General features: G+C 44.9%; 23 protein-coding genes. 13 read left to right on the forward strand and 10 right to left on the reverse strand.

Features of this window, described 5'->3' with window-relative positions; translation table 11 throughout:
• Positions 1-35: 35 nt before the first annotated feature.
• The gene (locus Q3W13_RS07430) at positions 36-500 is read left to right on the forward strand and encodes a PA2169 family four-helix-bundle protein (RefSeq protein ID WP_302862559.1); all 465 of its coding nucleotides are present in this window, start codon (positions 36-38) and stop codon (positions 498-500) included.
• Between the two features lie 122 nt (positions 501-622).
• Here the strand turns inward: Q3W13_RS07430 and Q3W13_RS07435 are convergent, their stop codons facing one another.
• The 4 genes from Q3W13_RS07435 to Q3W13_RS07450 all read right to left on the reverse strand — a co-directional run bounded on the left by Q3W13_RS07435 (position 623) and on the right by Q3W13_RS07450 (position 4,822).
• On the reverse strand, positions 623-1,390 hold the full coding sequence (locus Q3W13_RS07435; protein WP_302862560.1) for a LuxR C-terminal-related transcriptional regulator: 768 nt from the start codon (positions 1,388-1,390) through the stop codon (positions 623-625).
• A 178-nt stretch (positions 1,391-1,568) separates the two neighbouring features.
• A complete protein-coding gene (locus Q3W13_RS07440; RefSeq protein WP_302862561.1) occupies positions 1,569-2,309 on the reverse strand; it encodes a LytTR family DNA-binding domain-containing protein in 741 nt (246 codons plus the stop codon).
• Entirely contained in the window at positions 2,306-4,357 is a 2,052-nt protein-coding gene (locus tag Q3W13_RS07445) for a tetratricopeptide repeat protein (protein ID WP_302862562.1), read from the reverse strand. Before Q3W13_RS07445 ends, Q3W13_RS07440 begins: the two co-directional genes overlap by 4 nt.
• Before the next feature lie 210 nt (positions 4,358-4,567).
• Entirely contained in the window at positions 4,568-4,822 is a 255-nt protein-coding gene (locus Q3W13_RS07450; protein WP_302862563.1) for a hypothetical protein, read from the reverse strand.
• 319 nt (positions 4,823-5,141) lie between these two features.
• Here Q3W13_RS07450 and Q3W13_RS07455 point away from each other — a divergent pair, with 319 nt between their 5' ends.
• Complete coding sequence (locus Q3W13_RS07455; RefSeq protein ID WP_302862565.1) at positions 5,142-5,876, forward strand: acyl-CoA desaturase; 735 nt, start codon at positions 5,142-5,144, stop codon at positions 5,874-5,876.
• 129 nt (positions 5,877-6,005) lie between these two features.
• Here Q3W13_RS07455 and Q3W13_RS07460 read toward each other — a convergent pair whose 3' ends face one another.
• The 3 genes from Q3W13_RS07460 to Q3W13_RS07470 all read right to left on the reverse strand — a co-directional run bounded on the left by Q3W13_RS07460 (position 6,006) and on the right by Q3W13_RS07470 (position 8,349).
• Complete coding sequence (locus Q3W13_RS07460; protein WP_302862567.1) at positions 6,006-6,863, reverse strand: DUF2911 domain-containing protein; 858 nt, start codon at positions 6,861-6,863, stop codon at positions 6,006-6,008.
• A gap of 392 nt (positions 6,864-7,255) precedes the next feature.
• Positions 7,256-7,771, reverse strand: a complete 516-nt coding sequence (locus Q3W13_RS07465) for a hypothetical protein (RefSeq protein ID WP_302862568.1) — start codon at positions 7,769-7,771, stop codon at positions 7,256-7,258.
• The gene (locus tag Q3W13_RS07470) at positions 7,768-8,349 is read right to left on the reverse strand and encodes an RNA polymerase sigma factor (protein ID WP_302862569.1); all 582 of its coding nucleotides are present in this window, start codon (positions 8,347-8,349) and stop codon (positions 7,768-7,770) included. Before Q3W13_RS07470 ends, Q3W13_RS07465 begins: the two co-directional genes overlap by 4 nt.
• Positions 8,350-8,568: 219 nt before the next feature.
• Between Q3W13_RS07470 and Q3W13_RS07475 the strand changes: the two genes are divergently transcribed.
• Both Q3W13_RS07475 and Q3W13_RS07480 read left to right on the forward strand, forming a co-directional pair.
• Complete coding sequence (locus tag Q3W13_RS07475; RefSeq protein ID WP_302862571.1) at positions 8,569-8,757, forward strand: hypothetical protein; 189 nt, start codon at positions 8,569-8,571, stop codon at positions 8,755-8,757.
• A 108-nt stretch (positions 8,758-8,865) separates the two neighbouring features.
• Positions 8,866-10,578, forward strand: a complete 1,713-nt coding sequence (locus Q3W13_RS07480; protein ID WP_302862573.1) for a sodium:solute symporter — start codon at positions 8,866-8,868, stop codon at positions 10,576-10,578.
• 49 nt (positions 10,579-10,627) lie between these two features.
• On the opposite strand, the gene ruvX is transcribed toward Q3W13_RS07480, so the two are convergent.
• On the reverse strand, positions 10,628-11,041 hold the full coding sequence (gene ruvX, locus Q3W13_RS07485) for a Holliday junction resolvase RuvX (protein ID WP_302862576.1): 414 nt from the start codon (positions 11,039-11,041) through the stop codon (positions 10,628-10,630).
• A 226-nt stretch (positions 11,042-11,267) separates the two neighbouring features.
• On the opposite strand from ruvX, the gene Q3W13_RS07490 reads away from it, so the two are divergent.
• The 5 genes from Q3W13_RS07490 to Q3W13_RS07510 all read left to right on the forward strand — a co-directional run bounded on the left by Q3W13_RS07490 (position 11,268) and on the right by Q3W13_RS07510 (position 15,891).
• Positions 11,268-12,416: an ATP-binding protein gene (locus tag Q3W13_RS07490; RefSeq protein WP_302862578.1), complete on the forward strand. Its 1,149-nt coding sequence runs from the start codon at positions 11,268-11,270 to the stop codon at positions 12,414-12,416.
• Between the two features lie 2 nt (positions 12,417-12,418).
• On the forward strand, positions 12,419-13,873 hold the full coding sequence (locus tag Q3W13_RS07495) for a regulatory iron-sulfur-containing complex subunit RicT (protein WP_302862579.1): 1,455 nt from the start codon (positions 12,419-12,421) through the stop codon (positions 13,871-13,873).
• Positions 13,870-14,352, forward strand: a complete 483-nt coding sequence (locus Q3W13_RS07500) for a gliding motility lipoprotein GldH (protein ID WP_302862581.1) — start codon at positions 13,870-13,872, stop codon at positions 14,350-14,352. The genes Q3W13_RS07495 and Q3W13_RS07500 overlap by 4 nt, the downstream gene beginning before the upstream one ends.
• A gap of 195 nt (positions 14,353-14,547) precedes the next feature.
• Complete coding sequence (locus tag Q3W13_RS07505; protein WP_302862583.1) at positions 14,548-15,264, forward strand: hypothetical protein; 717 nt, start codon at positions 14,548-14,550, stop codon at positions 15,262-15,264.
• A gap of 138 nt (positions 15,265-15,402) precedes the next feature.
• Complete coding sequence (locus tag Q3W13_RS07510) at positions 15,403-15,891, forward strand: hypothetical protein (protein WP_302862585.1); 489 nt, start codon at positions 15,403-15,405, stop codon at positions 15,889-15,891.
• A gap of 93 nt (positions 15,892-15,984) precedes the next feature.
• Here Q3W13_RS07510 and Q3W13_RS07515 read toward each other — a convergent pair whose 3' ends face one another.
• Positions 15,985-17,121, reverse strand: a complete 1,137-nt coding sequence (locus tag Q3W13_RS07515; protein ID WP_302862586.1) for a lactonase family protein — start codon at positions 17,119-17,121, stop codon at positions 15,985-15,987.
• Between the two features lie 142 nt (positions 17,122-17,263).
• Positions 17,264-18,559 (reverse strand): pseudouridine synthase, encoded by a 1,296-nt coding sequence (locus tag Q3W13_RS07520; protein WP_302862588.1) that lies wholly within the window; start codon positions 18,557-18,559, stop codon positions 17,264-17,266.
• 236 nt (positions 18,560-18,795) lie between these two features.
• Between Q3W13_RS07520 and Q3W13_RS07525 the strand changes: the two genes are divergently transcribed.
• From Q3W13_RS07525 to Q3W13_RS07540, 4 genes are all read left to right on the forward strand, one after another.
• Entirely contained in the window at positions 18,796-19,608 is an 813-nt protein-coding gene (locus Q3W13_RS07525) for a lytic transglycosylase domain-containing protein (protein ID WP_302862589.1), read from the forward strand.
• A gap of 284 nt (positions 19,609-19,892) precedes the next feature.
• Positions 19,893-22,739, forward strand: a complete 2,847-nt coding sequence (uvrA, locus tag Q3W13_RS07530) for an excinuclease ABC subunit UvrA (protein ID WP_302862590.1) — start codon at positions 19,893-19,895, stop codon at positions 22,737-22,739.
• A 7-nt stretch (positions 22,740-22,746) separates the two neighbouring features.
• Positions 22,747-23,313: a Crp/Fnr family transcriptional regulator gene (locus Q3W13_RS07535; protein WP_302862592.1), complete on the forward strand. Its 567-nt coding sequence runs from the start codon at positions 22,747-22,749 to the stop codon at positions 23,311-23,313.
• 72 nt (positions 23,314-23,385) lie between these two features.
• Entirely contained in the window at positions 23,386-24,045 is a 660-nt protein-coding gene (locus Q3W13_RS07540; protein WP_302862594.1) for a hypothetical protein, read from the forward strand.
• Positions 24,046-24,093: the final 48 nt, after the last annotated feature.

The following is a 24,093-nucleotide window of genomic DNA, read 5'->3' on the forward strand; positions in this document are numbered from 1 at the left end:
ATAATTGTTTAAATTACACTACAATCATTTCCGCCATGAAGACTATTGACAAGTCGGTTGAGGTATTAAATGATCTCATCGAAATTAACAACGACCGCATGGCCGGCTTTGCACAAGCGGCAAAAGAATTGAACGAAAAGGACCTTGACTTACGCACCTTGTTTATGGAGCTCCGCACTGATAGCCGGGAGAACGTGCATGAGCTTGGCCGCTCTATACATAAATGCGGCGGCGCTGTAGAAATGGCGATGAGCGGCCGGGGCGCCCTGCACCGCATGTGGCTTGATCTTAAAGCTACTATCAGCGGCAGCGACCGTAAAAGCATTTTAAGAGAATGCGAAAGAGGCGAAGACGCGATAAAAAAAGCTTACGAAACCGCGCTTTTGCCGGGCAGCGGCCTTACAGCCGAACAGACTGAAATTGTAAGACGTCAGCAGCAACAAATCATTGCCTCGCACGACAAGGTGAAAGCTTTGCGCGATGCGGAAAAAAATAACTAAAAACAAAGCGGACCGCTGCATAACAGCCGACCCGCTTTTAGGTTAATTGTCCCTAATCAATTAAACATGGAAATCAAAAGAAATGCTTTGCGAACAGATAACCAATACCCATTAACTGGTATTTAAAGCCAGCCCTGGGTAACCGCCTTGCCAATTAGCTCGCCTGTGTTGCTTAAATTGTTGCGGCGTATCATGTTTTTGCGGTGTGTGTCTACAGTATGCTTGCTGATACTTAAAAGATCGCTTATTTCTTTGCTTAACCTGCCGTCAATCAGCAGTTTCAGAATTTCTTTTTCGCGGCCTGTGAGTGCTTTATTCTTATCCTGCTGCCTGCATTTTTCGCCAGCATTCAGGTATGACGGCTCTCCGCCCAGGCCTATAAACGCCAAAACCGGTATTCCCTCTTTTTTTAAGTGACTGATATCCGATTGTATAATTAAGATACGGCCGATGCCGCCCCGGTCGTCATGCTCAATCACTACGCCCTGGTGCTGCAGGCGCATATATTCGCCGCTCTTGTTTTTTATCCTGAAGTCATACCGTATTTTATATTTGGTAAGCTTGCCTGCAGGCAGCTTCGACAGGAAATTAGTAGCCAGATTTTCAAATTCAAAAACCCACGACCGGTCTTCCGGATGGATGTTCTCGATGAGCATAGGCAGCGTAACATCTGAGGGGCTGTATCCGAGAATTGTTTCAACCTGCGGGCTGATAAAATCAAAAGCAAATTTTTTAGGATTAAAGATAGTATAGAAGAAATCGCCTGCCTGAAAAAGCCCCGGAAGGTTTTTGTGCAGGTCTAACGCTGGATGACTTTTTACGAGGGCATTTTCGCAGGCCACCTTATTCCACAGCCCGGATGTTTGCTTAATAAAAAATGCAGTTGTCATAATGGCAAGGTTGTATCAAATCCGTAATTTATTGATAGCCGGATATTTGCAACTACCAATAATTGAATTTACTCAACCGTTATTTATCAATCGGGCCAAATGAGTGAATGGAAGGAAAACAGTGCTAAACTGCAATATTAGTTAGTTAGGACAAGCCGGATTTTGCAAATTGGCCTGCTTATAGCCACTTATACATCTCAAAAAGTTTATCCTTTTGGTTACGGGCTACCGGCAACTCTTTTTTGTTTATCATGGTAAGCGTTGACCGCGTTCTGTCCAAATGCGTAACATGGTTTAGGTTGATGATGTACTGACGGTGTATGCGCAGGAAATGGCTGTCTTCCAGCACATCCTGCAGGTCTTTCAACGTTTTGGATATTACGAACGTACGGCCGTCAGCCAGCATCAGCGTTGTATAATTACTATCAGCTTCGGCGTAAATAATACCTTTCAGGTCGATAAAGAATACGCCATTTTGCGATGAAACTGCTATTTTGTTAATGGGCTCACCCTGCAACTGTTTTTGCAATGCGCTTAAGCGGTTTTGATTTACGACATTTTCTTTTTGCGCCCGCAATACTGCGGCAACCAGGTCATCGGTGTCAATCGGTTTTACCAGGTAATCAATAGCATTGAATTTGAACGCTTTTATAGCATATTGGTTGTAGGCGGTAATAAAAATAACTGTAAAGTTAAATGGCATCAGCTTTTGCAGCAATTCAAAACCATTCAGCACGGGCATCTCTATATCCAGGAAGAGCAAATCAGGCTGCCGCAGTTCCATGTCTTCCAGCGCTTTAACCGAATTGGTGTACGTATCAATTTCGCCTATTTCGGGGCAAAACTTTGCCAGCTGCAGCTTCAACAGCTCTACAGCATCGGCCTCGTCATCAATAATTACTGCTCTAAAATTCTTCATTGCAAAAGCATTTTTATGGTTACCAGCGTTCCACAGGCAATTCCTGCATGGTTATATAAGTCGGTAATATCGACCCTGGTGTTGGTTTTATAACGTGCATTAAACATAGCAATGCGTTCATTATTCAGTGCCGATCCGTGCGAGGCATGGTTAAATTTATTTTTCTTTTTTAAAACGCCCGCCTGCTCACGGCCGATACCATCGTCAGCAATAGTTATAAGCAAACAGCTGTTTACTATCCTTACATCAATCTTAATCACCCCGCCCTCCTGTTTGGGCATCAGACCGTGCCATATTGCGTTTTCTACGTAGGGCTGTATCAATAGCGGCGGTATTTCAATAAACTCGGCATCTATATCATCAGCCACATCAATCTGGTAACGCAGTTTTTCCTTTAAACGCATCGCTTCCATTTCAAGGTAAAGCCGAATCAATTCCAGTTCGGTGGCAAGCGAGATCTTTTCAGAACGGGCACTGTCCAGGATACTGCGGATGAGCCGGGAGAACTTGGTAATATACAGGGAGGCGGCATCGGTTTCATTCTTTTCCACATAAAATTTAATAGAGTTAAGACAATTGAAGATGAAATGGGGGTTCATCTGCGATTTTAGCGAGGCGAGGGTAAGGTCGTTCAATTTACTTTCAAATCCCATTTCCTTAATCTGCTGCTGCGCTTTCTCATTTGCCAGCTGGCTTTTAAACCGTATTTGCTGCACCCTGGCACGAAAAAAAAAGTACGAGGAAATAAGCAGCAGTACCACAATGGCAACAACCCCGTAAAGCGAGCGCTGTTTCAATTTGCTATCAGCTGCCGCCCTCACTTGTGCCATCTCCTGCTTTTGCAGCCTTGCTTCGTAGTTTAACGAGTCGTGTCTCCGGGCGTACTCAAAGGCCAGTTCATGACGCGTATAATCCTTCAGCTTTTCTGAATTGTTGATGCTATCGTTATTTGCAGCGTATTCTTTATACACCTGTAAGGCTTCATTATGCCTTCCGAGGGCCTCAAGAGATTCTGAAAGCCCTTTAAGCCCGTTTGCTGCCGACTCGCGATAATTTATTGCTTTATCGATACTTACCGCCCTGCCGTAGCTTTTTACTGCCAGCTGCAAAAAATCAATTGCCTGTTTACCCTGGCTTTGTTTTGCCGCCAGGGCGTAAGCGTTACCCAGTGTAAGGTTGAACGACGATTGCATCTTTTGGGTTGGCGTCCCTTTTAGCTGCGCCAGCATGTTTAAAGCCCGCAGGCATTGTTTTATGGCTTGTGCCGGTTCTTTTTTTGCTACATACAGCCTGCTTTGCTCGTTAAGGCAAAAAGCCACACCTTCATCATTCCCCAGTTTTTCAAACAATTTAATCGCTTTGTTTACATATTCCAATGCTTTATCCTGGTCGCCTTTATAGGAATATATCAAGCCGATCTTTTGAATATAGTATGCCCCGTTAAGCGGCTTGTTGATCTGGCCGGATAGCTTTAATGAGCGATGGTAATAAGATAGCGCTTCGTCGTACTTTTTCTCATTTGAATACAGGTCGGCAATATTTGAGTAGGTACCCATTTCCAGCTCCTTGAACCCGTTTGCTGATGCCGCAGCAATTGATTCTTTGTAATACGCAACAGCTTTTTCGGAATTGCCGGTAACATCGTAACAAATACCGATGTCGTGAAGATTGATAGCGATGAACATTTTGTTATTGATTTCACGCGCAACTTTCAACGACTCTCCATAAAAATCCTGTGCACGCATGAAATCATTCCGGGCCCAATAGTTAGCAGCCAGCGAACTATATGCCCTCATCACACCCTGTTTCCAGCCTATTTTTTTTGCAAGGCTTAATGCCCGGTTACCATACTCAAGTCCTTTTTTATAATCAATGGGATAATATTTTTTTGACAGATTAGAGAGCAAATCCACCTTACTGCTATCCTCAGCGGCTTTGTTTACAAGCCAGGTAAGTGAATCAACAATGCGTTGATTTGTTAATGATAATTGCGAACAGGCCACAGCAGGCAGCAATATCAGCCACAAAAAAAAGCAAATTTGCCTCATCGCCTGCATTAGTTTCTTAAAATTAAGGGAGTTACAATATAAAAACTTCTGCGCTAATTAATCAGGTAATAAATGTAAAGGCTGCTGCCGGGGGCAACAACCTTTTACGTTCAAAACTATAAACCAAACATCATTTGCATGGGTATTTTAATGTTTCCGTTTTCGCCGGTGCGGACATTGGCCACCGCCAGGCAACCGTAAATTGTACGGTTAAATTCTTATTGGCTGCTGCACAGGCCGCCAGTATAAAATTATCAACCGCATCCTGTGGGTGGTGGCTGCCGCCGGCCGCAATTCAGCCTGCTTCCAGAAATTGTTTACAAACGAGTCGCCATAAGTTTTCTTTAACTTATCAGAAACGATGAAACCCAGCAAACAAATGCCGGCCAGGAAAAATCTGACCGGCTTTGCATAAATAACCACTTTAATTGCAGATTTTGTTTTGGGGATAACATTTTGCTTCATGACAGAGGTAGGGTTGATCTATTGCTGCATAACTTACAGATTCAAAAAAACGAAAACAACGCCGCCTGGGAAATACCCATTTACAGGTAAATTGCTGATATTGAGATTCTATTCTTCCCGAAATGCAGGCAACCGGCGGCAGTGGCTTTTTGAAGTGTGCGTTGGCCTATGGAATATTTTTTGATATGATTTGGTCTTTTGAACCCGTTACTATGAAACTACGTTACAGCAGCTTCCGTATATTTTGTAAGCAGAGCCTGTTTAATAATTGTATCTTTGCAACTAACATAAAAGTAATTCTTTAACCAATATTATAAACGTGATTATCCTTATTTTTTTTCTTGCTCATTGGTTTTTGTCGCTGTTTTTTCAGACATTTTTTCTCCACAGGTATGCATCGCACAAAATGTTCAGTACCCATAAAATCAACGAGCGTATATTCCATTTGCTTACATTTATCTGCCAGGGCTCTTCGTATTTGAACCCGAGAGCTTATGCTATAATGCACCGTGAGCATCATGCCTACAGCGACACCGAGAAAGATCCGCATTCTCCGTACTTTTTTAAAGATGTTTTCCAGATGATGTGGCGTACAGCCCAGAGCTATAAGCTTTATGAAAAGCGCCTTAAGGAGCCTGATGCGCAATTTAAGGGCAATTACCCCGAATGGCGCATACTGGACTATTGGGGCTCAACTTATATGTCGCGTATTTTGTTCGGAGTTTTTTACGTGGTATTTTATATATTTTTTGCAACACACTGGTGGATGTTTTTGTTACTCCCTATCCACTTTTTAATGGGGCCAATACACGGCGCTATCGTAAACTGGTGCGGCCACAAATACGGTTATGCAAACTTTGATAATGGCGACAAATCAAAAAACTCTACCCCTTTTGATTTTTTAATGCTTGGCGAGCTGTTCCAGAACAATCATCATAAAAGGCCAAACAACGCTAATTTTGCGGCAAGGTGGTTTGAATTAGACCCGGTTTATCCCATCATGAGGCTAATGCACTGGGTAAGGCTGATAAGATTGAGGGAAGCGTATTTATAGTATAAGGCAGAAGCCGGAGTAATTGATGTAATCTGTCAGAACTGATTGCTGTTTAAATATAAATGGCCCGGCGAAATCGCCGGGCCATTTTAGTATACGGAAGTTCCGTAAGTAATCTCTCAGATCCGCTTACTCCCGGCTGGCTTTCGCCATATCAATTACAGCCTGGTTAAGCCTTACATATTCGTCGTCATTGGTGGCCTTTGCAAGTTCCACGCCTTTTTGGGCAGCCTTGATGGCGGCTGCCTTATCGCCGGTTTTCAGCCGGATACGGGCTTCCCATAGCCTGAACCAGGGGCTTTCGGGCTCAACCTTTTCCGCCTCCAGCGCCCAGCCGAGCGCTTTTTTCAGATCCTTATTATTTTCGTAATAGTATTGTATCGCATTAAAATAATAAGGCTTGCGGTCGCCTTTCATCAGTTGATCAATGTTCGCTGTAATTTTAGCATCGTCATCAGTAGCAAGCTTAATATACACCGACGCATGGTCCCAAACCAGGTGCAGTTCAGCAGAATGTGTAGTTACATCGGCAAACTGTATAGTAAAACTTTCACGTTTCTCGGCCCGATAGGTCGATTTTACCTTTACCCGCAGAATATCATCGGCTTGTTTGTAACTATACGCGCCCCATTGCTTAGCCGTTTTGTTTAATATGATGGTCCATTCATCCTTTTCGGGAATAGTGAACAGCGCGTAGGTACCAGCTTTAACACTATGCCCCTCAAAAAAGATGTTTTCTGTAAAAGTAATAGTAGTAGCCGCATTTGCCCCGGTGCGCCAAACCTGGCCATAGGGATTTATCCCCCCAAATATCACGCGGCCTTTCACGCTTGGCCTTGAGTACGTTATGGTGATTTTACCAAGCCCAAAATCCTGTATAATAGTTTGCGTAGGGCTGGCTTCAGGTATACGGGGAGCCTGAGCTTCGGCATTTAAACAGACTGCACTAAGCAGCAATGCAAATACAAATGCGTAACACTTTGTCATATCGATAATAATTTTTTGCTTCGCTTAACTGGACATTTTAGAAACCGGACACTGCGCCAGGATAATTGGGGTCAGAAAATCCTGTGCAAAGTTAAATAAACGGTTTAAACTTATAAATTGTATACGCGGTTTATCTCCCTTATTTTCTTAGACTATAGTTGGCAGAAAAAGTAAAGTCTATAAAAAAATAAAAGCCCCCCACACTTGCTGCGGGGGACTTTCAACCTAAACCTTATCACAATTGAACTGGTGAGTGCCAGTCCCGATAGTAACTAATCAATCGCCGTGCCAAATCTTTGAGATACTCCGTAAATTTTCTTTAAACTATTATATTTCCTATTAAGCAACCCTGCCAAAACCCAAAATGTGTATCAAACAGTAAATACTGTGTTTTATTTTTTAGACAGTAATTGACCTGCATTCTTACGGCGAAGGTATTTATCAAACAGGTATAACCCTAAAACCACATCGAAAAACATAAATCCCTCTACCAGCGGTTTGGAGATATGAGTGTTTACTTGTGGTAATTTAACATTCACGGATACTTTTGACACAATGTCAGGAACCTTTGCTGACGAAATGTCCATTTGGGATAGCGCATATACCAGGAACCCGGTAAGGCTTACCACAAAAAACAGTACTATCCCTAAAATTATACGTTTGTTTACCCTGGTTTTTAATGGCACCATGGCTTCCTGGGTGCGAATAGCCTCAATTACGTTATAAGTAAACGCCATTGACGGCTCGTCCAGTTCCATCGCAGCAAATTCTTTGTCAAAGGCCAGCAACTCCTGGTATTTTAAGCGCACCGATTCATCGCTTGCGATGAGCCTGCTGATATTCTGCATGTCTTCCGGCGTGCATGTCCCATCTATGTAACTCCAAAGTTTTTCCTCAATCGTATTCATATCAGTTCCTTTGCTTCATGTTTTAAATTACGCTCCAGCTTTTCTTTTAAACGCTGGCGCGCCCTGAATAATTTTACCTTCACCGTATTCGCCTCCATTCCCAGCGCCTGCGCAATTTCCTCCAGCGATTGCTCTCCTTTATAAAAAAGGGTAATTATAGCGGCATCGTCCGGCAGAAGCTGCTCAATAGCCTGGCTAAGGTAAAACGACCGCGATTTATTTTCGGCATTATTTACGTCATAAACCGATGCCTGGCTTTCTACCTGTATAAAAGTGCCTTCGTCGTCTATCGAGTCTGTATCCACCCTCTTTTTCCTTAAAAACGTCATGGCTGTAGTATATACTATACTGTACAGCCATGTAGTAAACTTGGCATGCCCCTGGAATGATGCCAACGACCGGTAGACTTTCACAAAGCAATCCTGCGCTATTTCTTCAGCGTCTTCACGGCTTTTCGCATAGCGCATCGCCAGCGTAAATACAAATCGCTGGTGCCGCTTAACCAAATCGGCATACGCCGCCTGATTGCCCGCCAGTACCTGTTCAATCAATTCGATATCTGAAAGCTTGCTTTGCATCTTCTAACCCTTCTGACTACACTTCTTCCCCGCAGGTTACAGCTGTATATAAAGATAGTTGTTCAAAATTAATTGTAGTGTTGTGCCGGCCGTAAAAAGTTATATCAATTTAAAAAAAGGCCATCTAACAATACAACTTCCCAACTTTAAAACATTTCAACTCCACGCTTGCTATCCATTATATAATAATTATTTTTGCAGCATAACATTCTCTGTATCATGAAACATCACGAAGAAGAAAAAAATATCGATTCATTATACTACCTTATCGGCATGCTTGCCGGCCTTGCAAGCGGTGTGGTTATCGATAAAACCTTAATACTGATACCTATATTAGGCGTTGTGGGCCTGCTTTTTGCCGGGTTTTTCCTGAACGTTTTTGTAAGGGGCCGTGGCAGCAAAGCCTGATCCCGAACTGCCATCGTTCATACGCAGCTGGAACCAGTTTTATGGCATTGTAGCCGGCTGGCTGGTTTTTCTAATCCTTATTTTTTCGCTCATTACCTTTTACCTTGAATGAGCTTAACCGACTGGATAGTTCTTGGCGCTACCTTGCTTACCATCATCATATACGGTGTATGGAAAAGCGGCAGCAATAAAAATATCGACCAGTTTTTAATGGGTGGCCGCTCGCTCAAGTGGTACCACGTCGGGCTTTCTGTTATGGCCACGCAGGCCAGCGCCATTACTTTCCTGTCGGCTCCGGGCCAGGCTTATTCTGACGGGATGCGGTTTGTGCAGTTTTATTTCGGCCTGCCCCTGGCCATGATTGTGCTGTGCATAACATTTGTGCCCATTTTCCATAAACTGAAGGTCTATACCGCTTACGAGTTTTTGGAAAACCGCTTCGATCTGAAAACACGGGCGCTTACTTCGTTTTTATTTCTGGTACAACGCGGCTTGTCAACGGGTATTACCATCTATGCACCTTCAATCATATTATCAACCATCCTCAACATCAATACCGTTTATACCACGCTGTTTATCGGCGGATTGGTGATATTTTATACTGTTTATGGCGGTACAAGGGCTGTTTCGTACACCCAGACATTGCAAATGAGCATCATTTTCCTGGGAATGTTTTTTGCCGGAGTGTTGGTAGTTCATTTGTTACCTGATGGGGTTGGCTTTGTTAAAGCAGTAAAACTGGCCGGCAAAATGGGCAAGATGAATGTGGTGGATTGGAAATTCGATCCGAACAACCGCTACAACATCTGGAGCGGGCTGATAGGCGGCTTCTTCCTGCAGCTTTCTTACTTTGGTACCGACCAAAGCCAGGTTGGCCGCTACCTTACCGGAAGCTCGGTTGGCCAAAGCCGGATGGGTTTGATTATGAACGGTTTGCTTAAAATACCGATGCAGTTTTTAATCCTGCTGATAGGTATCCTGGTTTTTGCCTTTTACCAGTTTAACCGGGCGCCTATGTTCTTTAACCGTTACGAGGTTGAACAGGTGAAACAAAGCAGCTACGCAGGACAGTACAATGAACTGGAAAACCAATACAACGCTGCCTTTCAAGAACGTAAAAACAAAACCGGCGATTTAATCAAGGCTTTCGACAGCCATAGCCCCGAACAAATAGCCCGCGCAAAAGATGCGCTGAAACTGGCAGATAAGCAATCCGCTGATATCCGTGCCGAGGCTATCGGCGTAATGAAAAAGAACAATGCCAAAGCCAACGAAGATGACACCAACTATGTGTTTTTGAATTTTGTTACCCATTACCTGCCGCGTGGGTTAATTGGGTTGCTGGTAGCTATTGTATTTCTCGCCTCCATGGGCTCTACGGCAAGCGCGCTTAATTCGCTTGCCTCCACCAGCGTCGTTGATATTTATAAACGCATAATCAATCCCGGCGCCAATGAGCAGAATTACCTGCTGGCGTCGCGTTTAGCTACAATATTCTGGGGCGTAGTGTGCGTGGCCATGGCGCTTTATGCAAGCAAAGTTGGTAACTTGCTGGAGTATGTAAACAAGCTGGGGTCTTTTATTTATGGCACCATACTCGGTGTTTTTATAGTAGCCTTTTATCTCAAAAAGATAAGAGGGGCCGCGGTATTTACAGCTGCTGTAATAACAGAGGCTATCATCTGCATACTGGGTTTTACTGATAAGGTAGCTTACTTGTGGCTGAACGCGATTGGGTGCATATTGGTGATTTTTATAGCGGCGTTGCTAAATCCCTTTATGTCAAAACCCAAACCAGTATTAAGGGCCCCGGAGAATTAGGATATGTTATAAACCTTTTTTCTCAAATAGAGATAATGGTATCTCGGTCTTAAAACGCTCTTTTCTCCATCCACGACTGCAGCAGGATCACCGCCGAAACTGTATCCACCAGCTCTTTATTTCTTCTGTCCATTTTTTTTACTCCGCCCTGTAAAATGGCTGCCGATGCCATTTTTGAGGTAAAGCGCTCATCCAGCATCTCTACAGGAATATCAGGGAAAGTCTTGTTTAACAGGTTTACAAAACCTTTTACATGTATGGCCGATTGGGAGGGAGTATTGTCCATTTGCTTGGGCTCGCCTACAATAAAGCGCTCCACCTGTTCGGTTTGGAAGTATTTTTTAAGGTAATCGATAATTTTGTTCGGATGGATGGTATCCAACCCGGTAGCTATGATTTGCATCGGGTCGGTAACGGCAATGCCGATGCGCTTGGTGCCATAATCGAAGGCCATGATTCTCATGCGTTATTAGAGATTAAAGACCAGAGATCAGAAATTGGTTTTTGCATGATGAATAGCATTCGCATGGCCAAAGATACTGCAAACAGTTTAATTCATGTTATCGTCCCATCGTCAGACTTTTCAAATTCAACGCATAATTGTAAAAAATGCGTTTGATTTCGGGTCTCATGTCTCAAATCTTATATCTCGCATCTAAATTCTCGTATCTATTCCCTAATTTGCACCAATGCAGTTTAAGCACATAGTAGGACAGGATGCAATAAAGCAACGCTTGATAACTTCGGTAAAAGAAAACCGGGTTAGCCACGCGCAGCTGTTTTTGGGCCCCGGCGGCTCGGGAAGTCTGCCGCTGGCGGTGGCTTATGCGCAATATTTATCGTGCGAGAACAGGCTGGAAGATGATTCCTGCGGCGAATGTGCGTCATGCCGCAAGTATCAAAAACTGATGCACCCCGATCTGCATTTTTCGTACCCGTTCTTTGCCAAACATAAGGAAGACACCGCTATTACATTTATTGAGCAATGGCGCGAGGCCTTTACAACCAACCCCTATTTAAATCTGGATACCTGGCGCGATTACCTGGATGCCGAAAATAAGCAGGCCAATATTAATATTGCAGAGTGCCACCAGATCATCAAGAAATTAAGCTTTAAGCCCTTTGAGTCTGCTTATAAAATATTAATTCTCTGGCTCCCCGAATACCTGGACAAAGAAGGTAATGCACTGCTGAAAATTATTGAAGAACCCCAACCTAATACGCTGTTTATTTTGGTGGCTCAAAACCAGGACCAAATACTGAACACCATCCTGAGCCGTACGCAGCTGATGAAAATTCCGCCACTTGAGATGGAGGAAATAAAGGCACACCTGGTTCAGCAGCATAACCAAACGGAGGACTCCGCTGCCGAAATAGCGTATTTAAGCAACGGCAGCCTTACCGACGCCATCAGCATGCTGCAGCTGGACAACAGGGGCTATCATACACAATTTGTACAATGGCTGCGGCTTTGCTTTGCCAACAAGGGGCTGGAAGTGATGAATTTTGCGGATCAGATTGCCAAAATGGGGCGTGAAAACCAAAAGAACTTTTTAAGATACGGAATAAGCTTTTTACGGGAGTGCTGCCTGCTGCTGTCAGGCGCCGGCAGCCTGGTACACCTGCCGGCAGCAGAGCTGGATACTGCCGAAAAAATGACCAAAGTGATGATTGTTGAGGAGGCGGAGGCCATTGTTGCAGAGCTGGAAAAAGCACACTATCACGTGGAAAGGAACGGTAACCCCAAAATATTATTTTTAGATGTATCTTTACAGATTATAAAAATACTAAGTTTTAAAACGATCCGCCAGGAGCGGGCCCAATATATGCCAAATTAATTATGGGATGCGGAAGTTGTTCAACGGGGGGCGGATGTACGCCTGCCGGCTGCAAAAGTAATGGCTCTTGCCTTACCAATGGTTGCAGTAAATTAGATGTTTACGATTGGCTGTCGCACATGGACATGCCGACAAATTATAAGCCCTTCGGTATAGTAGAAGTAAAATTTAAAGGTTCGCGTAAGGAGTTTTACCATAACCCGGATAACATCTACCTGGAAGCAGGCGAGCTGGTGGTGGTTGAAGCGGCTACCGGCGGTTACGATGTGGGGCATGTTTCCATAACCGGCGAACTGGTGCGGATGCAGATGGTAAAACGCAGGGTAAGGGAAGAGGATGTGGCTAAAAAAATCTACCGCAAAGCTACCGTTGCTGATGTAGAGAAATGGAAGGCAGCCAAAGACCTTGAATGGGAAACCATGCACAAATCGCGTACGCTGGCGCTGGAACTTAACCTTAGCATGAAACTGAGCGATGTTGACTACCAGGGCGATAAAACCAAAGCCACTTTTTATTATACAGCCGAGGGTCGCGTGGATTTCCGCGAACTGATCAAGAAAATGGCTGAGGCTTTCCGTATCCGTATCGAGATGCGTCAGATCGGCATGCGCCAGGAAGCAAGCCGCCTGGGTGGCATTGGTTCATGCGGGCGCGAGCTTTGCTGCTCAACCTGGCTTACTGATTTCAAAACAGTATCTACAGCTGCGGCGCGTTACCAGAATCTTTCACTCAACACCCTGAAGCTGGCCGGCCAGTGCGGCAAGCTGAAATGCTGCCTTAATTACGAGCTGGATACTTATATGGATGCGCTTAAGCACATCCCCGATAATGTAAATGTTTTAAAAACCCAGCGCGGTGATGCCCGCCTGCAGAAAACCGACATCTTTAAAAAAATGATGTGGTTCAGCTATCCGGGTGAAGAATCATGGATACCGCTGCCGATTGCACGTGTAAAAGAATTACAGCAAATGAACCGCGACGGCGTAATTCCGCCGGATCTGGGTGTTATCGTTGAAGCTGAAACCAAGCCGGTTAAAGTGCTCGATTATGAAAACGTGGTTGGGCAAGATAGTCTCACCCGCCTTGACGAGCGCCGCAACCAGAACAAAAAGAAAAACAAGAACAAAAACCGTAACCAGCGCGATGGTCAGGGAGCCGGCAATAACGCGCCGCGCCCGGATGCACAACAGGCTGGCTCAAATCAAAATAAAGGGCAGCAACAACGGCAGCAGCAGGGCAACAGGCCCGACAGCAACCGTGGAGAGACGAACAGGCCCCAGGGTAACAAGCCTAATGATGGTAACCGGACTGATGGCAGCGCCAACAAGCCACAGGGCAACAAACCCGAGGGCGACGGGAACCAGCAAAACCGCCACAAAAAATTTCGCCCGAACAAAAACAAGAACCGCAACCCCGACGGGAAAAGAGAGGGTGGCCAGCCAGGGAATAATGCATGAAAAATAAGCTGATTTTATGCTGTTCGATATTGTTGGGTTGCATAGCCCTGCTGCCAGGATGCACGGATAAAAATGCAATTATCGACCAAAATACTGAAATTCCAAATCATAACTGGACGTATAGCAACAGCGCAAAATTTTCATTTAAAATTGATGATGAAAAGCTGCCTTACAACCTGTATATGAATTTAAGGGTAACCGGCGACTATAAATACTCCAATATTTTCGTGCTGATATCACAGTCGGGCCCCGGCATAAAAAATGCGTCTAAGCGCTTCGAGCTGCGCCTTGCTGATAAAGAAGGCAAATGGCTTGGCAAAGGCTCAGGTAATCTGTACAGCTACCAGGAACCCTTCCTGGTGAATCACATGTTTCCGGCCAAGGGAACTTACACCTTTATTATAGAACAGAACATGAGAGACAACCCGTTACGAGAAGTAAGCGACATAGGCTTAAGGGTTGAGAAAGCTGGGCACTAAGTAACGGATGAAAGGGTTGTTCCTGGTTTTAAGTGGAAGAAATTTGATTTGGGCCAAAAAGCGTACGATTGTGGCAGCGAACGGTTAGTTACGCGGCTAACTAAAAATCATACCCGATACGTTTAAAATAAATCCCATTTGGTTTAATTGGTTAGCCATGACAGGCGGCAACCGCGAGTTTAGCATCAAAAAAAGATGCAGAAGAAAGACTTCCTCCTACTGGTAATCATCCTTTTTACCGGCAGGGTTTATGCTCAAACCATCCGGCCTGGGGATAATACAATTGATTATAACGTTATCCGCCCCTCGCACCAGTTTTATAAAAACGTTACCTGGGATACATCAGGGAATATAAAATATGAGTTCATGATGGAAAACGTTATAAAAATCGATTCTTCAAAACAGCGGATTACATTTTCGAGGTCCAGGCAGGTTCCCGTTGGTTTTATGTCCGCCGACACTTCGGTAACTGATTTTTCGTTTCGGCCTGTAAGTATGCATGAAGTACACATTCAGCAAAAAAGAACTTACGAGATGTCGTTTTCGGCTACGGCAGCTACTGTACGAAAGGAATTTAAAGGAGCGGTTACCAACAAGACTTATCCAATGAATGCGGGCTATTTCGAGGATAATATGATAGAATATATCTTCGGCTATCTAAAAATAAAAAGAGGAGTAACCTATACACTCAATAATTTTAATGAAGCCAGGGGCGGGAATGACCCTTATACCATCAAATACGTCTTCGACGACAGCCTGGACCTTCCGGGTTATCACCAGCTTAATTGTTCGGTACTCGCCTTTACGCACGGCGGAACCACGGGTTTGATCTGGATCGGTAAAAATACGCGTGAGATGATCAAGCAGCTTGGCCAGTTTAAGGGAGGAACTTATGTAGTAGTTAAATTATAACGTTTTCGCCTGGTAATATATGTGCATTACGCTCTGGCGGTTAACAATTCTATCAAAAAGCCGCTATTTATGAAGCAATTAATAGCCGCTTACTACTTTGGCAAGATTTGTGCTAATACATGGAAAATTACAATTATCATGAAAAAATTAGTTCAATCATTATTAGCCGTTACAGTAATAGCCATCGTATTAACCGCATGTTCTTCATCAAAAAATGCCGTTACAGGCGCCAGCAATGTATCCCGCGGTAAATTTACCGGTACGTGGACCATTAGCAGCGTAAATTATGAGGGCATTGTACAGCAAGCCGTACAGAATGTGTTCGACCAGGCGCCACCACAAGACTTTGTGGGCAGCACCTGGAAACTTACAAATAGCGGCAATGGCATATATACGCTGCCAAACGGTACGTCGCAAACCATATTCTGGTCGGTAAATAATACCGATGGCGGCGCTAACCAGTTATTCCAGTTTAAAAAGCTTTACCAGGGAGATAAAGCCCAAAAAGTTACGGAAGGTTATCAATTGGTTGTAGCCGCTAACGATGGCAGCTCAATGACACTAAAATCGCCGGTGGACCTGGGTGGTAAAACGGCATACGTGGTTTATACGTTCGCCAAGCAGTAAAAAAGCTTAAAGCGAAAGGCTAAAGCACAACGTTTATAACAGAAAGACCAAAGCTATCAGATAGCTTTGGTCTTTCTGGTTTTAGCTTTAAGCTTATTCAGCTGATGTGAATTTTAAACAAACAGGGTTCCCAACCTCTATTGCACCTTGTACCGGAGAAAGCTTACCGGTAGCTTTGTTTATTTTATATATCAGCAAATTGTCGCTATCCTGGTTGGCAACCACCAGGAAATTTCCATTTGGCTCAATGGCAAAATCGCGCGGATTTTTGCCGAAAGTTGATATCTGGTCTACCTGGGTAAGTTCGCCGGTTTCTTCGTTTATGGCAAATGCGGTTATGTTGTTTGTCTCCAAACGGTTTGATGCGTATAGAAACTTCCCATCCGGCGAAATATGAACTGCTGCGCCGGCGGTTTGTCCTTTAAAGCCCGGCGCTAAAAATGATATCTTTTGCTTTTCGGTAAGCTTACCATCGTCGTAGTCAAACACGTGAATGTTCGAGCCCATTTCTGTCAACAGGTATAAGTGCTTTTTATCGTTCGAAAAAACCATGTGGCGCGGACCATCGCCCGGCGTAATACTTACAAAAGGTGTTTTAGCGCCGGAAAGCGGGCTCTCCTTGCCGGGTTTGTAGCGATTTACAAATATTTTGTCGTTGCCCAAATCGGTATAAAGCAGGTATTTTTCATCAGGCGACAAAAGGGCCATATGCGCGTGCGGGCCTTCCTGGCGTTCGGCGTTGGGGCCTTTGCCCTCGTGGCGGATAGTCTCCGTCCCATTCGCCAGCGAGCCGTCTTTGTTTATAGGCATCACCGCTACGTTACCGCTGCTGTAATTGGCAACGAAAGCATTTTTCCGGTCTTTATCAACCGAGATGTAGCATGGATCGGCGCCAAGCGATGACTGTTTGTTAATAAATTCCAGTTTGCCCAGTCTGGCGTCAAACTTAAAGGCGCTCACTTCGCCCTGCTTGCCGTTCTCATTCACTGCGTAAACAAACTTATTATCGTCAGACACCGTAAGGTATGATGGATTGCTTACATCATCGATTTCATTCAGATACTCCAGCCGCCCTTTTTCGGCATAAAAGCGGTACACATAAATACCCTTGCTTTTTCCCTTGGTATAGGTACCGATAAGGAGGTCATATGTTGTGGGCGGCCCTTTCTTTTTTTGTGCGTACATAAATACAGGGCAGAGCGTCAAAACTAATACCAGAAATTTTTTCATCACAGGATAATTTGGTTAACAAGATGCAAGGTAGTGATTGGAGGTGAAAGGTAAAAGGCAAAAACAATGCATTTCTACAATAAAAAAGGCGAAACATTATCAATGACAAACTTTCGCCTTTATGTTTATCCTTTCGTCTTCACTACACCAAATGCTTCAGCTGGATCACTTCCTTTTCGTCAAGGTAACGCCAGCGGCCGCGGGGAAGATCTTTTTTGGTAAGATTGGCATAAACGGCACGATCGAGCTTTACCACTTCGTAGCCTAAATGCTCAAATATGCGGCGAACAATGCGGTTTTTGCCGCTATGGATCTGGATGCCGACTTCCCTTTTTGAGCCGCCGGCCACGTAGGATACAGAATCCGGTTTTATTAAGCCGTCTTCCAGTTCGAGCCCGAAACTGATTTTATTTAAATCGCCCTGCGTGAGGCCTTTATTCAGCTCGACATGATATAATTTAACGATATTATTGCGCGGATGCGAGAGTTTGTCGGCCAGATCACCGTCGTTAGTCATCAATAACAGCCCGGTTGTATTCCTGTCAAGGCGGCCGACAGGGTAGATGCGTTCGCGGCTTGCTTTTTCAACCAGATGCATTACGGTGCGGCGTTCCTGCGGGTCTTCGGTAGTGGTAATATAGTCTTTAGGTTTATTCAATAGCACATAAACCATTTTTTCGCGCTTCAGCAATTCGCCATTATAGCGCACCTGGTCTTTCACCGGATCAACCTTATAGCCTAACTCACTGATCACTTCGCCGTTAACAGAAACTACCCCCGCGGTTATCAGTTCATCGGCTTTACGGCGGGAACAAATTCCGGAGTTCGATATATAGCGATTCAGCCTGATGAGGCCGTCGTCTTTAGGTTCTGCTGTTTTCTTACGGCCGCGCATTGTTTTTGCAGGCGCTTCAAATTCCGGCGAAGCAAAGTCTGTTCGTGTGCGTTTTGGCCGGTCGGTGGAATATGGCTTATCGCTGAATGGCTTTTTAAAACCGCCGCGGGCTGCCGGTTTGTCGCCGAACTTTTTATCACCAAACTTTTTATCGCCAAAACCGCCCGATTTGCCACGTGATGAAAAAGGCTTTTTGTCTCCTTCGCCGGTGCGGCCGCTATAAGGCTTGCTTTTGACGAATGGCTTACCTTCCGGTTCTCCGGCAGTGCGGCCGGTGTATGGCTTGCTTTTAGGGGAAAATGTTTTTTTGTCGCCGGCGCCTTCCGTGAAACTGCTTTTGCCGCGCGAAAATGACTTTTTCTCGCCGGTAGTTTCGGTGTTATACTTTCTCGAAGGCCGTGCGTTGTTTGACGTATCGGAGTTGGGGGTTGATTTGCCTCTTGCCGGGCTTGCTTTTTTTGGCCTGTCACCGCCATTAGCGGGGCGGTTTGATGATATGTTCGACTTGCCGTCTCGGCCGTTACCCGGTCTGTTAAATGCCATAGTTTTTTCGTTAGCGCTTTCGCAGCGTGAGGGGTCAAAGTTACGGTTTTTCGGGAGATTTTTGGATTTTTTTTAACACAAACAAAATCGCGCTTTAAGCGTTTTAAAGCAGGTTTTTAGACTGAAAACCGCGTTGTAAAAAACGTGCCGCAAAGGTAAGTGTTTGATAATCTGACTTATATAACGTACCTTTGCAGCACATTCTACCAAATGTATTGATTATGGATAAAAAAGAAATGACGAAAAGACATCTGATTACGTGCTCCGTAATTGTGCTGCTGGTTATCATTTCCGTGTTCAATATTTGTGGTACAAAGGCCGTGCCAACCACCAGTATGAACAACCCGAAGGCTTCAGTGATCGCAAAGAAAGCTACTGAATCTGCTCCCCGCATTACAACTTTTATTTACAAAAGTCCGGATGCCGACGAGGACTACAGTTTTGCAAATGAAGCCATGCCAACAAGGAACAAAAGTGTAACCCGCAAACTGATGCTGTCGATAAAAAAGCACAGTTTTAAATGCGTGCAATCCAACATTTTGCATAGTAAAGCAGACAAATGGTTTCCCATTATCGAGCCTATTTTGAAAGCTTACGGCATCCCTGACGACTTTAAGTATATTCCTTTAGTGGAATCGGGGTTTTGTGAAAGCACCTCTCCAAAAGGCGCCAGGGGGATCTGGCAATTTATGCCCGGAACTGCCCGTACTTACGGGCTTAAAGTTGGACACGGGGTTGATGAAAGAATGAACCTCACCAAATCAACAGTTGCCGCATGTAAGTACATAAAGGAGCTTTATGGCTTGTTTAATAGCTGGACCCTTGCCGCTGCTGCTTACAACAATGGCGAGATCAAGCTGGAAAAGGCAATAAACAGGCAAAACGAGGATAATTACTTCCGCATGCACCTCAACCGCGAAACAGGTGCATATGTTTACAACCTGATTGCCATGAAAGCCATCATTACCCAGCCGAAAAAATATGGCTATGATTATTACGCGGTTAAAGATTTGAGCGCCGGAAGCTTTGAGCTGCTGGCCGTTAACTAATACGCGGAACATTATCCGCCAAATGTAAATTAATATTACGGAGCACTTTAAGGCCGGTTTCCCAGGGGGATGACCGGCCTTTTTTGCGTATATTTGTGGTTTGTAGAATAGTTGATCGGGTTGATTAAGAGCGGGGTTGATCAAGTTAAAAGAAGACCAGGCTAATGAACTCAATTTAACGCGACCGATTAATCAAGTTATGCAATATGCTAATTTTTTTAGCTAGTTTTGCGTGCCGTTAGTGCAGGATATCTCTTAATCGCTAGCTCACTAATTCACTAATTATGACAAAACCACATGTCGACCTGGGGGAACAAAACGAAGTTGAAGTGTATGGCGCCCGGGTGCATAATTTAAAAAACATCGATGTATCATTTCCGCGTAATCAGCTGGTTGTTGTTACCGGGCTGAGCGGCAGCGGCAAGTCGTCGCTGGCTTTCGATACCATTTATGCTGAGGGGCAGCGCCGTTATATGGAGACATTTTCGGCATACTCGCGGCAATTTATGGGTGGCATGGAGCGCCCCGATGTAGATAAGGTGTCGGGCCTAAGCCCTGTTATCGCTATCGAGCAAAAAACTACCAGCAAAAACCCGCGATCTACCGTAGGCACTATTACCGAGATATATGATTTTATGCGCCTGCTCTTTGCCCGCACGGGCGAGGCTTACTCTTATGTAAGCGGCGAAAAGATGGAGCGCATGTCTGAAGATCAGATACTTAAAACTATTCACGAGAAATTTGACGGCCAGCCGGTAAACATTCTTGCGCCGGTGGTTAAAGCCAGGAAAGGGCATTACCGCGAACTGTTTGAGCAGATACGCAAGCAGGGCTTCCTGAAAGTTTGGATTGACGGCGCCATTGCGGATGTTGAGCCTAAAATGCAGGTTGACCGTTATAAAATACACGATATAGATATTGTTGTAGATCGCTTGGTTGTTAGCGAGGCAGATAGTAAGCGTTTATATACTTCGGTGCAATCGGCGCTGAAGATCGCCAAAGGCATTATCAGGATAGCTGATAAGGATGGCAACGTTTATTACTACAGCAAGTACCTGATGGACCCGGTTTCGGGCATATCATATGATGAGCCGCAGCCCAATACGTTTTCGTTCAACTCGCCTTACGGGGCTTGCGAAAAATGTACCGGCTTAGGTTATATTTTCGAGGTTGATGAGGCTTCTGTTATACCGAACCCCAAACTAAGTATTTTAAATGGCGGGCTGGCCCCGATAGGAGAATACCGCGAAACCTGGATATTCCAGGTATTGAAGGCGCTTGCCAAAAAGTACGAATTTTCGCTGTCGACGCCTATAGAAAAACTTTCGCGTGAGCACCTGGATATCATCCTGAATGGCGCCAGCGACATGATAACCGTGGCCGTTGAGTACAATAAATGGAATGTACAAAGTTACCAGGTAGCTTTCGACGGTGTTATCCGTATGCTGGAAGAACAGCAGGAACGCCGCGGCGAAGAAGGCATGGACGATATGGAGAACTATCGTGTGCTGCGTACCTGCCCGGTTTGCGGGGGTGCAAGATTGAAAAAAGAGTCGCTGCATTTTAAGGTTGACGGTAAAAACATATTTGAACTGGCTTGCATGGATATCCGCAATCTGCAGGAGTGGTTTGCCAACCTGGAAGACCGGCTGACCGAGCGTCAGAATGTTATCGCCAAAGAAATATTAAAAGAGATAAGGGCAAGAATAGTGTTTTTGCTGGATGTTGGTTTGAATTATTTAACACTTGACCGTACAGCCAAAACCCTTTCAGGCGGCGAGGCCCAGCGTATCAGGCTGGCTACCCAAATCGGCTCGCAGCTGATGAATGTAATGTACATCCTGGATGAGCCCAGCATTGGCCTGCATCAGCGCGATAATGAGCGCCTGATAAATGCCCTTAAAGATTTGCGCGATTTGGGTAACACGGTATTGGTAGTTGAGCATGATAAGGACATGATCCTTCATGCCGACCACGTTATTGATATGGGCCCTGCCGCAGGCGTGCATGGCGGCGAGATTGTGGCCCAGGGAACGCCCGATGAATTGATGAAGGCGCATACGTTAACCACATCCTACATAAACGGCGAGCGCGAAATTGCTATCCCTAAGAAAAGAAGGGCCGGTAGCGGGAAGGTGCTGAAACTGAAAAAGGCAATAGGGCATAACCTGAAAAACGTGTCGGTGGATTTTCCGCTCGGTAAGCTTATTGGTATTACCGGCGTATCAGGCAGCGGTAAATCGAGCCTGATCACAGAAACATTGTACCCCATTCTGAACCATCACTTTTTCAGGGCCAAGAAACACCCGCTGCCTTACGAAAAAATTGAAGGCTTAGAGCATATAGATAAGGTGATTGAAATTGATCAGACGCCTATAGGCCGTACCCCGCGCTCGAACCCGGCAACTTATACCGGCGTATTCTCGGATATCCGTAACCTTTACGTGCAATTGCCGGAGGCCCGGATAAGGGGCTATAAGCCTGGCCGTTTCTCATTCAACGTAAAGGGAGGCCGCTGCGAGACCTGCCAGGGGGCCGGTCAGAAAGTTATCGAGATGAACTTTTTGCCGGATGTGCAAGTTCCATGTGAGGAGTGCGGCGGCAGGCGGTATAACCGCGAAACACTCGAAGTGCGTTACCGTGGTAAATCCATCAGCGATGTTTTGGATATGAGCATTGAGGATGCCACGGCATTTTTTGAGCATATACCATCCATCTATCGCAAAGTAAAAACCCTGCTGGATGTTGGACTGGGCTATATTACGCTGGGGCAGTCATCAACTACCCTGTCTGGGGGGGAGGCGCAACGCGTTAAGCTGGCAACCGAATTATCAAAAAAAGATACCGGCAACACCTTTTATATTCTCGATGAGCCTACCACAGGCTTGCATTTCGAAGATATTAATGTGTTGCTTGGGGTATTGCAGCAATTGGTTGACAAAGGCAATACCGTATTGGTAATTGAGCATAACCTGGATGTTATAAAAGTAGCCGACCATGTAATAGACCTGGGTCCTGAAGGAGGCTCTGGTGGCGGTACCATTTTGTTTAGTGGCACACCCGAGGGTTTGTGTAAGGTTAAGGAAAGCTTTACGGGGCAGTTTTTGAAGAAGGAGATGGGGATAAAATAAGCCGCCTATGTACGAGCAATTGAAGAAATATCTGCGGCACAACATCACTGTTGACGGCGATATCTTAAACGAAATTGTGCATAGCTTTAAGCCGGTCCATTTTAAAAAGAATTCCATTTTACTGTCCAACGGAGACGTATGCGACACCTTCTATTTTGTAAATAAAGGCTGTATGCGCACCTACTATCTTACTTTAAATGGCAGTGAAAAGACACGATACATTGCTTTGGAGGGTATGGTAATAACGGCGCTTAATAGTTTTATCGCCCAGACACCCTCGTTCGAGTTTATTGATACCCTGGACGATGTTGAAGCACTTTGTATTAGCCGTACTGCATTTTACGGTCTTGCAAAGAGGTTTTCAGAATGGAGGAAATTCTATATCAGATTGCTTGAATTTGCCTACATCTATCAAAATAAAAAGATCGAAGAGCTGGTGACGCTATCAGCCGGCGAACGGTATGCATTATTAATGAGGGAACATCCGGACTATATCAAACGGCTCCCGAATAAAATATTAGCTTCTTATCTCGATGTCACACAGGAAACATTGAGCCGGCTGAAATCGCGGTAGCATTATTTGATTTACATCAATGTTTTGCAAATTGCAGCTCCATAGTTTTACGGTCACCAACAAAATTCAAAGATGCAATTCGACCCAAACAATAGCGTAGTAAAACTATGCGCGGAAGGCATGCAAGCCGAGGCGGAAGGAAATATTGAGCACGCCCACGGCCTCTTTCAACAAGCCTGGGATATTGCTGAAAATGACTTTGAAGCCTTTACTGCCGCACACTACCTGGCACGCAATCAAAAAAATCCTGAAGATGTTTTAAAATGGAACCTTGAGGCGCTGGAAAGAGCAAAAAAACTACCCGACGATACAGTAAATGCCAGTTACCCGTCTCTGTACCTGAATGTAGGTAAATCATATGAACAGCTGAATGATTTAAGACAAGCCAACACATATTATCAATTTGCGGCCGACTCCGCCGGCTTTTTGCCCGCAGGCAGATATAGCGACATGATACGTTCGGGCATCGGCGAGGCTTTGAAACGCACCGGTACCGTTAAATTTGCCAATACAGTTTTGGATGGTATGATCAACACGTGGTGCGAAAACAAAAACCTGAGAGCATTAGCCCTGGTGCTGCCCGCTTATGTTGGTAATTTAGGAACTGAAAATGATATTAATAAGCTGATATCAGCCTTGAGTTATTTAAGTGCGACGCAATGGCTGGATGAGGGGGAACAAGTTCTGTTGGATGGGGTGGTGAGGGAGCTGGCAGCCCCAACGCACGAATAGTGAGTTTTGACCAGGCCTAAAAGTTTCAAAAACTTCGTCTTGCACTGC

It is taken from the genome of Mucilaginibacter sp. L3T2-6, from assembly GCF_030519355.1.
Taxonomy (GTDB): domain Bacteria; phylum Bacteroidota; class Bacteroidia; order Sphingobacteriales; family Sphingobacteriaceae; genus Mucilaginibacter.

What these genes read in the sequence shown, in the direction of transcription:
- Q3W13_RS07430 (WP_302862559.1), top strand. Translation starts at nt 36, where the DNA reads ATGAAGACTATTGACAAGTCGGTTGAGGTATTAAATGATCTCATCGAA.
- Q3W13_RS07435 (WP_302862560.1), bottom strand. Translation starts at nt 1,390, where the DNA reads ATGACAACTGCATTTTTTATTAAGCAAACATCCGGGCTGTGGAATAAG.
- Q3W13_RS07440 (WP_302862561.1), bottom strand. Translation starts at nt 2,309, where the DNA reads ATGAAGAATTTTAGAGCAGTAATTATTGATGACGAGGCCGATGCTGTA.
- Q3W13_RS07445 (WP_302862562.1), bottom strand. Translation starts at nt 4,357, where the DNA reads ATGAGGCAAATTTGCTTTTTTTTGTGGCTGATATTGCTGCCTGCTGTG.
- Q3W13_RS07450 (WP_302862563.1), bottom strand. Translation starts at nt 4,822, where the DNA reads ATGAAGCAAAATGTTATCCCCAAAACAAAATCTGCAATTAAAGTGGTT.
- Q3W13_RS07460 (WP_302862567.1), bottom strand. Translation starts at nt 6,863, where the DNA reads ATGACAAAGTGTTACGCATTTGTATTTGCATTGCTGCTTAGTGCAGTC.
- Q3W13_RS07465 (WP_302862568.1), bottom strand. Translation starts at nt 7,771, where the DNA reads ATGAATACGATTGAGGAAAAACTTTGGAGTTACATAGATGGGACATGC.
- Q3W13_RS07470 (WP_302862569.1), bottom strand. Translation starts at nt 8,349, where the DNA reads ATGCAAAGCAAGCTTTCAGATATCGAATTGATTGAACAGGTACTGGCG.
- Q3W13_RS07475 (WP_302862571.1), top strand. Translation starts at nt 8,569, where the DNA reads ATGAAACATCACGAAGAAGAAAAAAATATCGATTCATTATACTACCTT.
- Q3W13_RS07480 (WP_302862573.1), top strand. Translation starts at nt 8,866, where the DNA reads ATGAGCTTAACCGACTGGATAGTTCTTGGCGCTACCTTGCTTACCATC.
- ruvX (WP_302862576.1), bottom strand. Translation starts at nt 11,041, where the DNA reads ATGAGAATCATGGCCTTCGATTATGGCACCAAGCGCATCGGCATTGCC.
- Q3W13_RS07490 (WP_302862578.1), top strand. Translation starts at nt 11,268, where the DNA reads ATGCAGTTTAAGCACATAGTAGGACAGGATGCAATAAAGCAACGCTTG.
- Q3W13_RS07495 (WP_302862579.1), top strand. Translation starts at nt 12,419, where the DNA reads ATGGGATGCGGAAGTTGTTCAACGGGGGGCGGATGTACGCCTGCCGGC.
- Q3W13_RS07500 (WP_302862581.1), top strand. Translation starts at nt 13,870, where the DNA reads ATGAAAAATAAGCTGATTTTATGCTGTTCGATATTGTTGGGTTGCATA.
- Q3W13_RS07505 (WP_302862583.1), top strand. Translation starts at nt 14,548, where the DNA reads ATGCAGAAGAAAGACTTCCTCCTACTGGTAATCATCCTTTTTACCGGC.
- Q3W13_RS07510 (WP_302862585.1), top strand. Translation starts at nt 15,403, where the DNA reads ATGAAAAAATTAGTTCAATCATTATTAGCCGTTACAGTAATAGCCATC.
- Q3W13_RS07515 (WP_302862586.1), bottom strand. Translation starts at nt 17,121, where the DNA reads ATGAAAAAATTTCTGGTATTAGTTTTGACGCTCTGCCCTGTATTTATG.
- Q3W13_RS07520 (WP_302862588.1), bottom strand. Translation starts at nt 18,559, where the DNA reads ATGGCATTTAACAGACCGGGTAACGGCCGAGACGGCAAGTCGAACATA.
- Q3W13_RS07525 (WP_302862589.1), top strand. Translation starts at nt 18,796, where the DNA reads ATGACGAAAAGACATCTGATTACGTGCTCCGTAATTGTGCTGCTGGTT.
- uvrA (WP_302862590.1), top strand. Translation starts at nt 19,893, where the DNA reads ATGACAAAACCACATGTCGACCTGGGGGAACAAAACGAAGTTGAAGTG.
- Q3W13_RS07535 (WP_302862592.1), top strand. Translation starts at nt 22,747, where the DNA reads ATGTACGAGCAATTGAAGAAATATCTGCGGCACAACATCACTGTTGAC.
- Q3W13_RS07540 (WP_302862594.1), top strand. Translation starts at nt 23,386, where the DNA reads ATGCAATTCGACCCAAACAATAGCGTAGTAAAACTATGCGCGGAAGGC.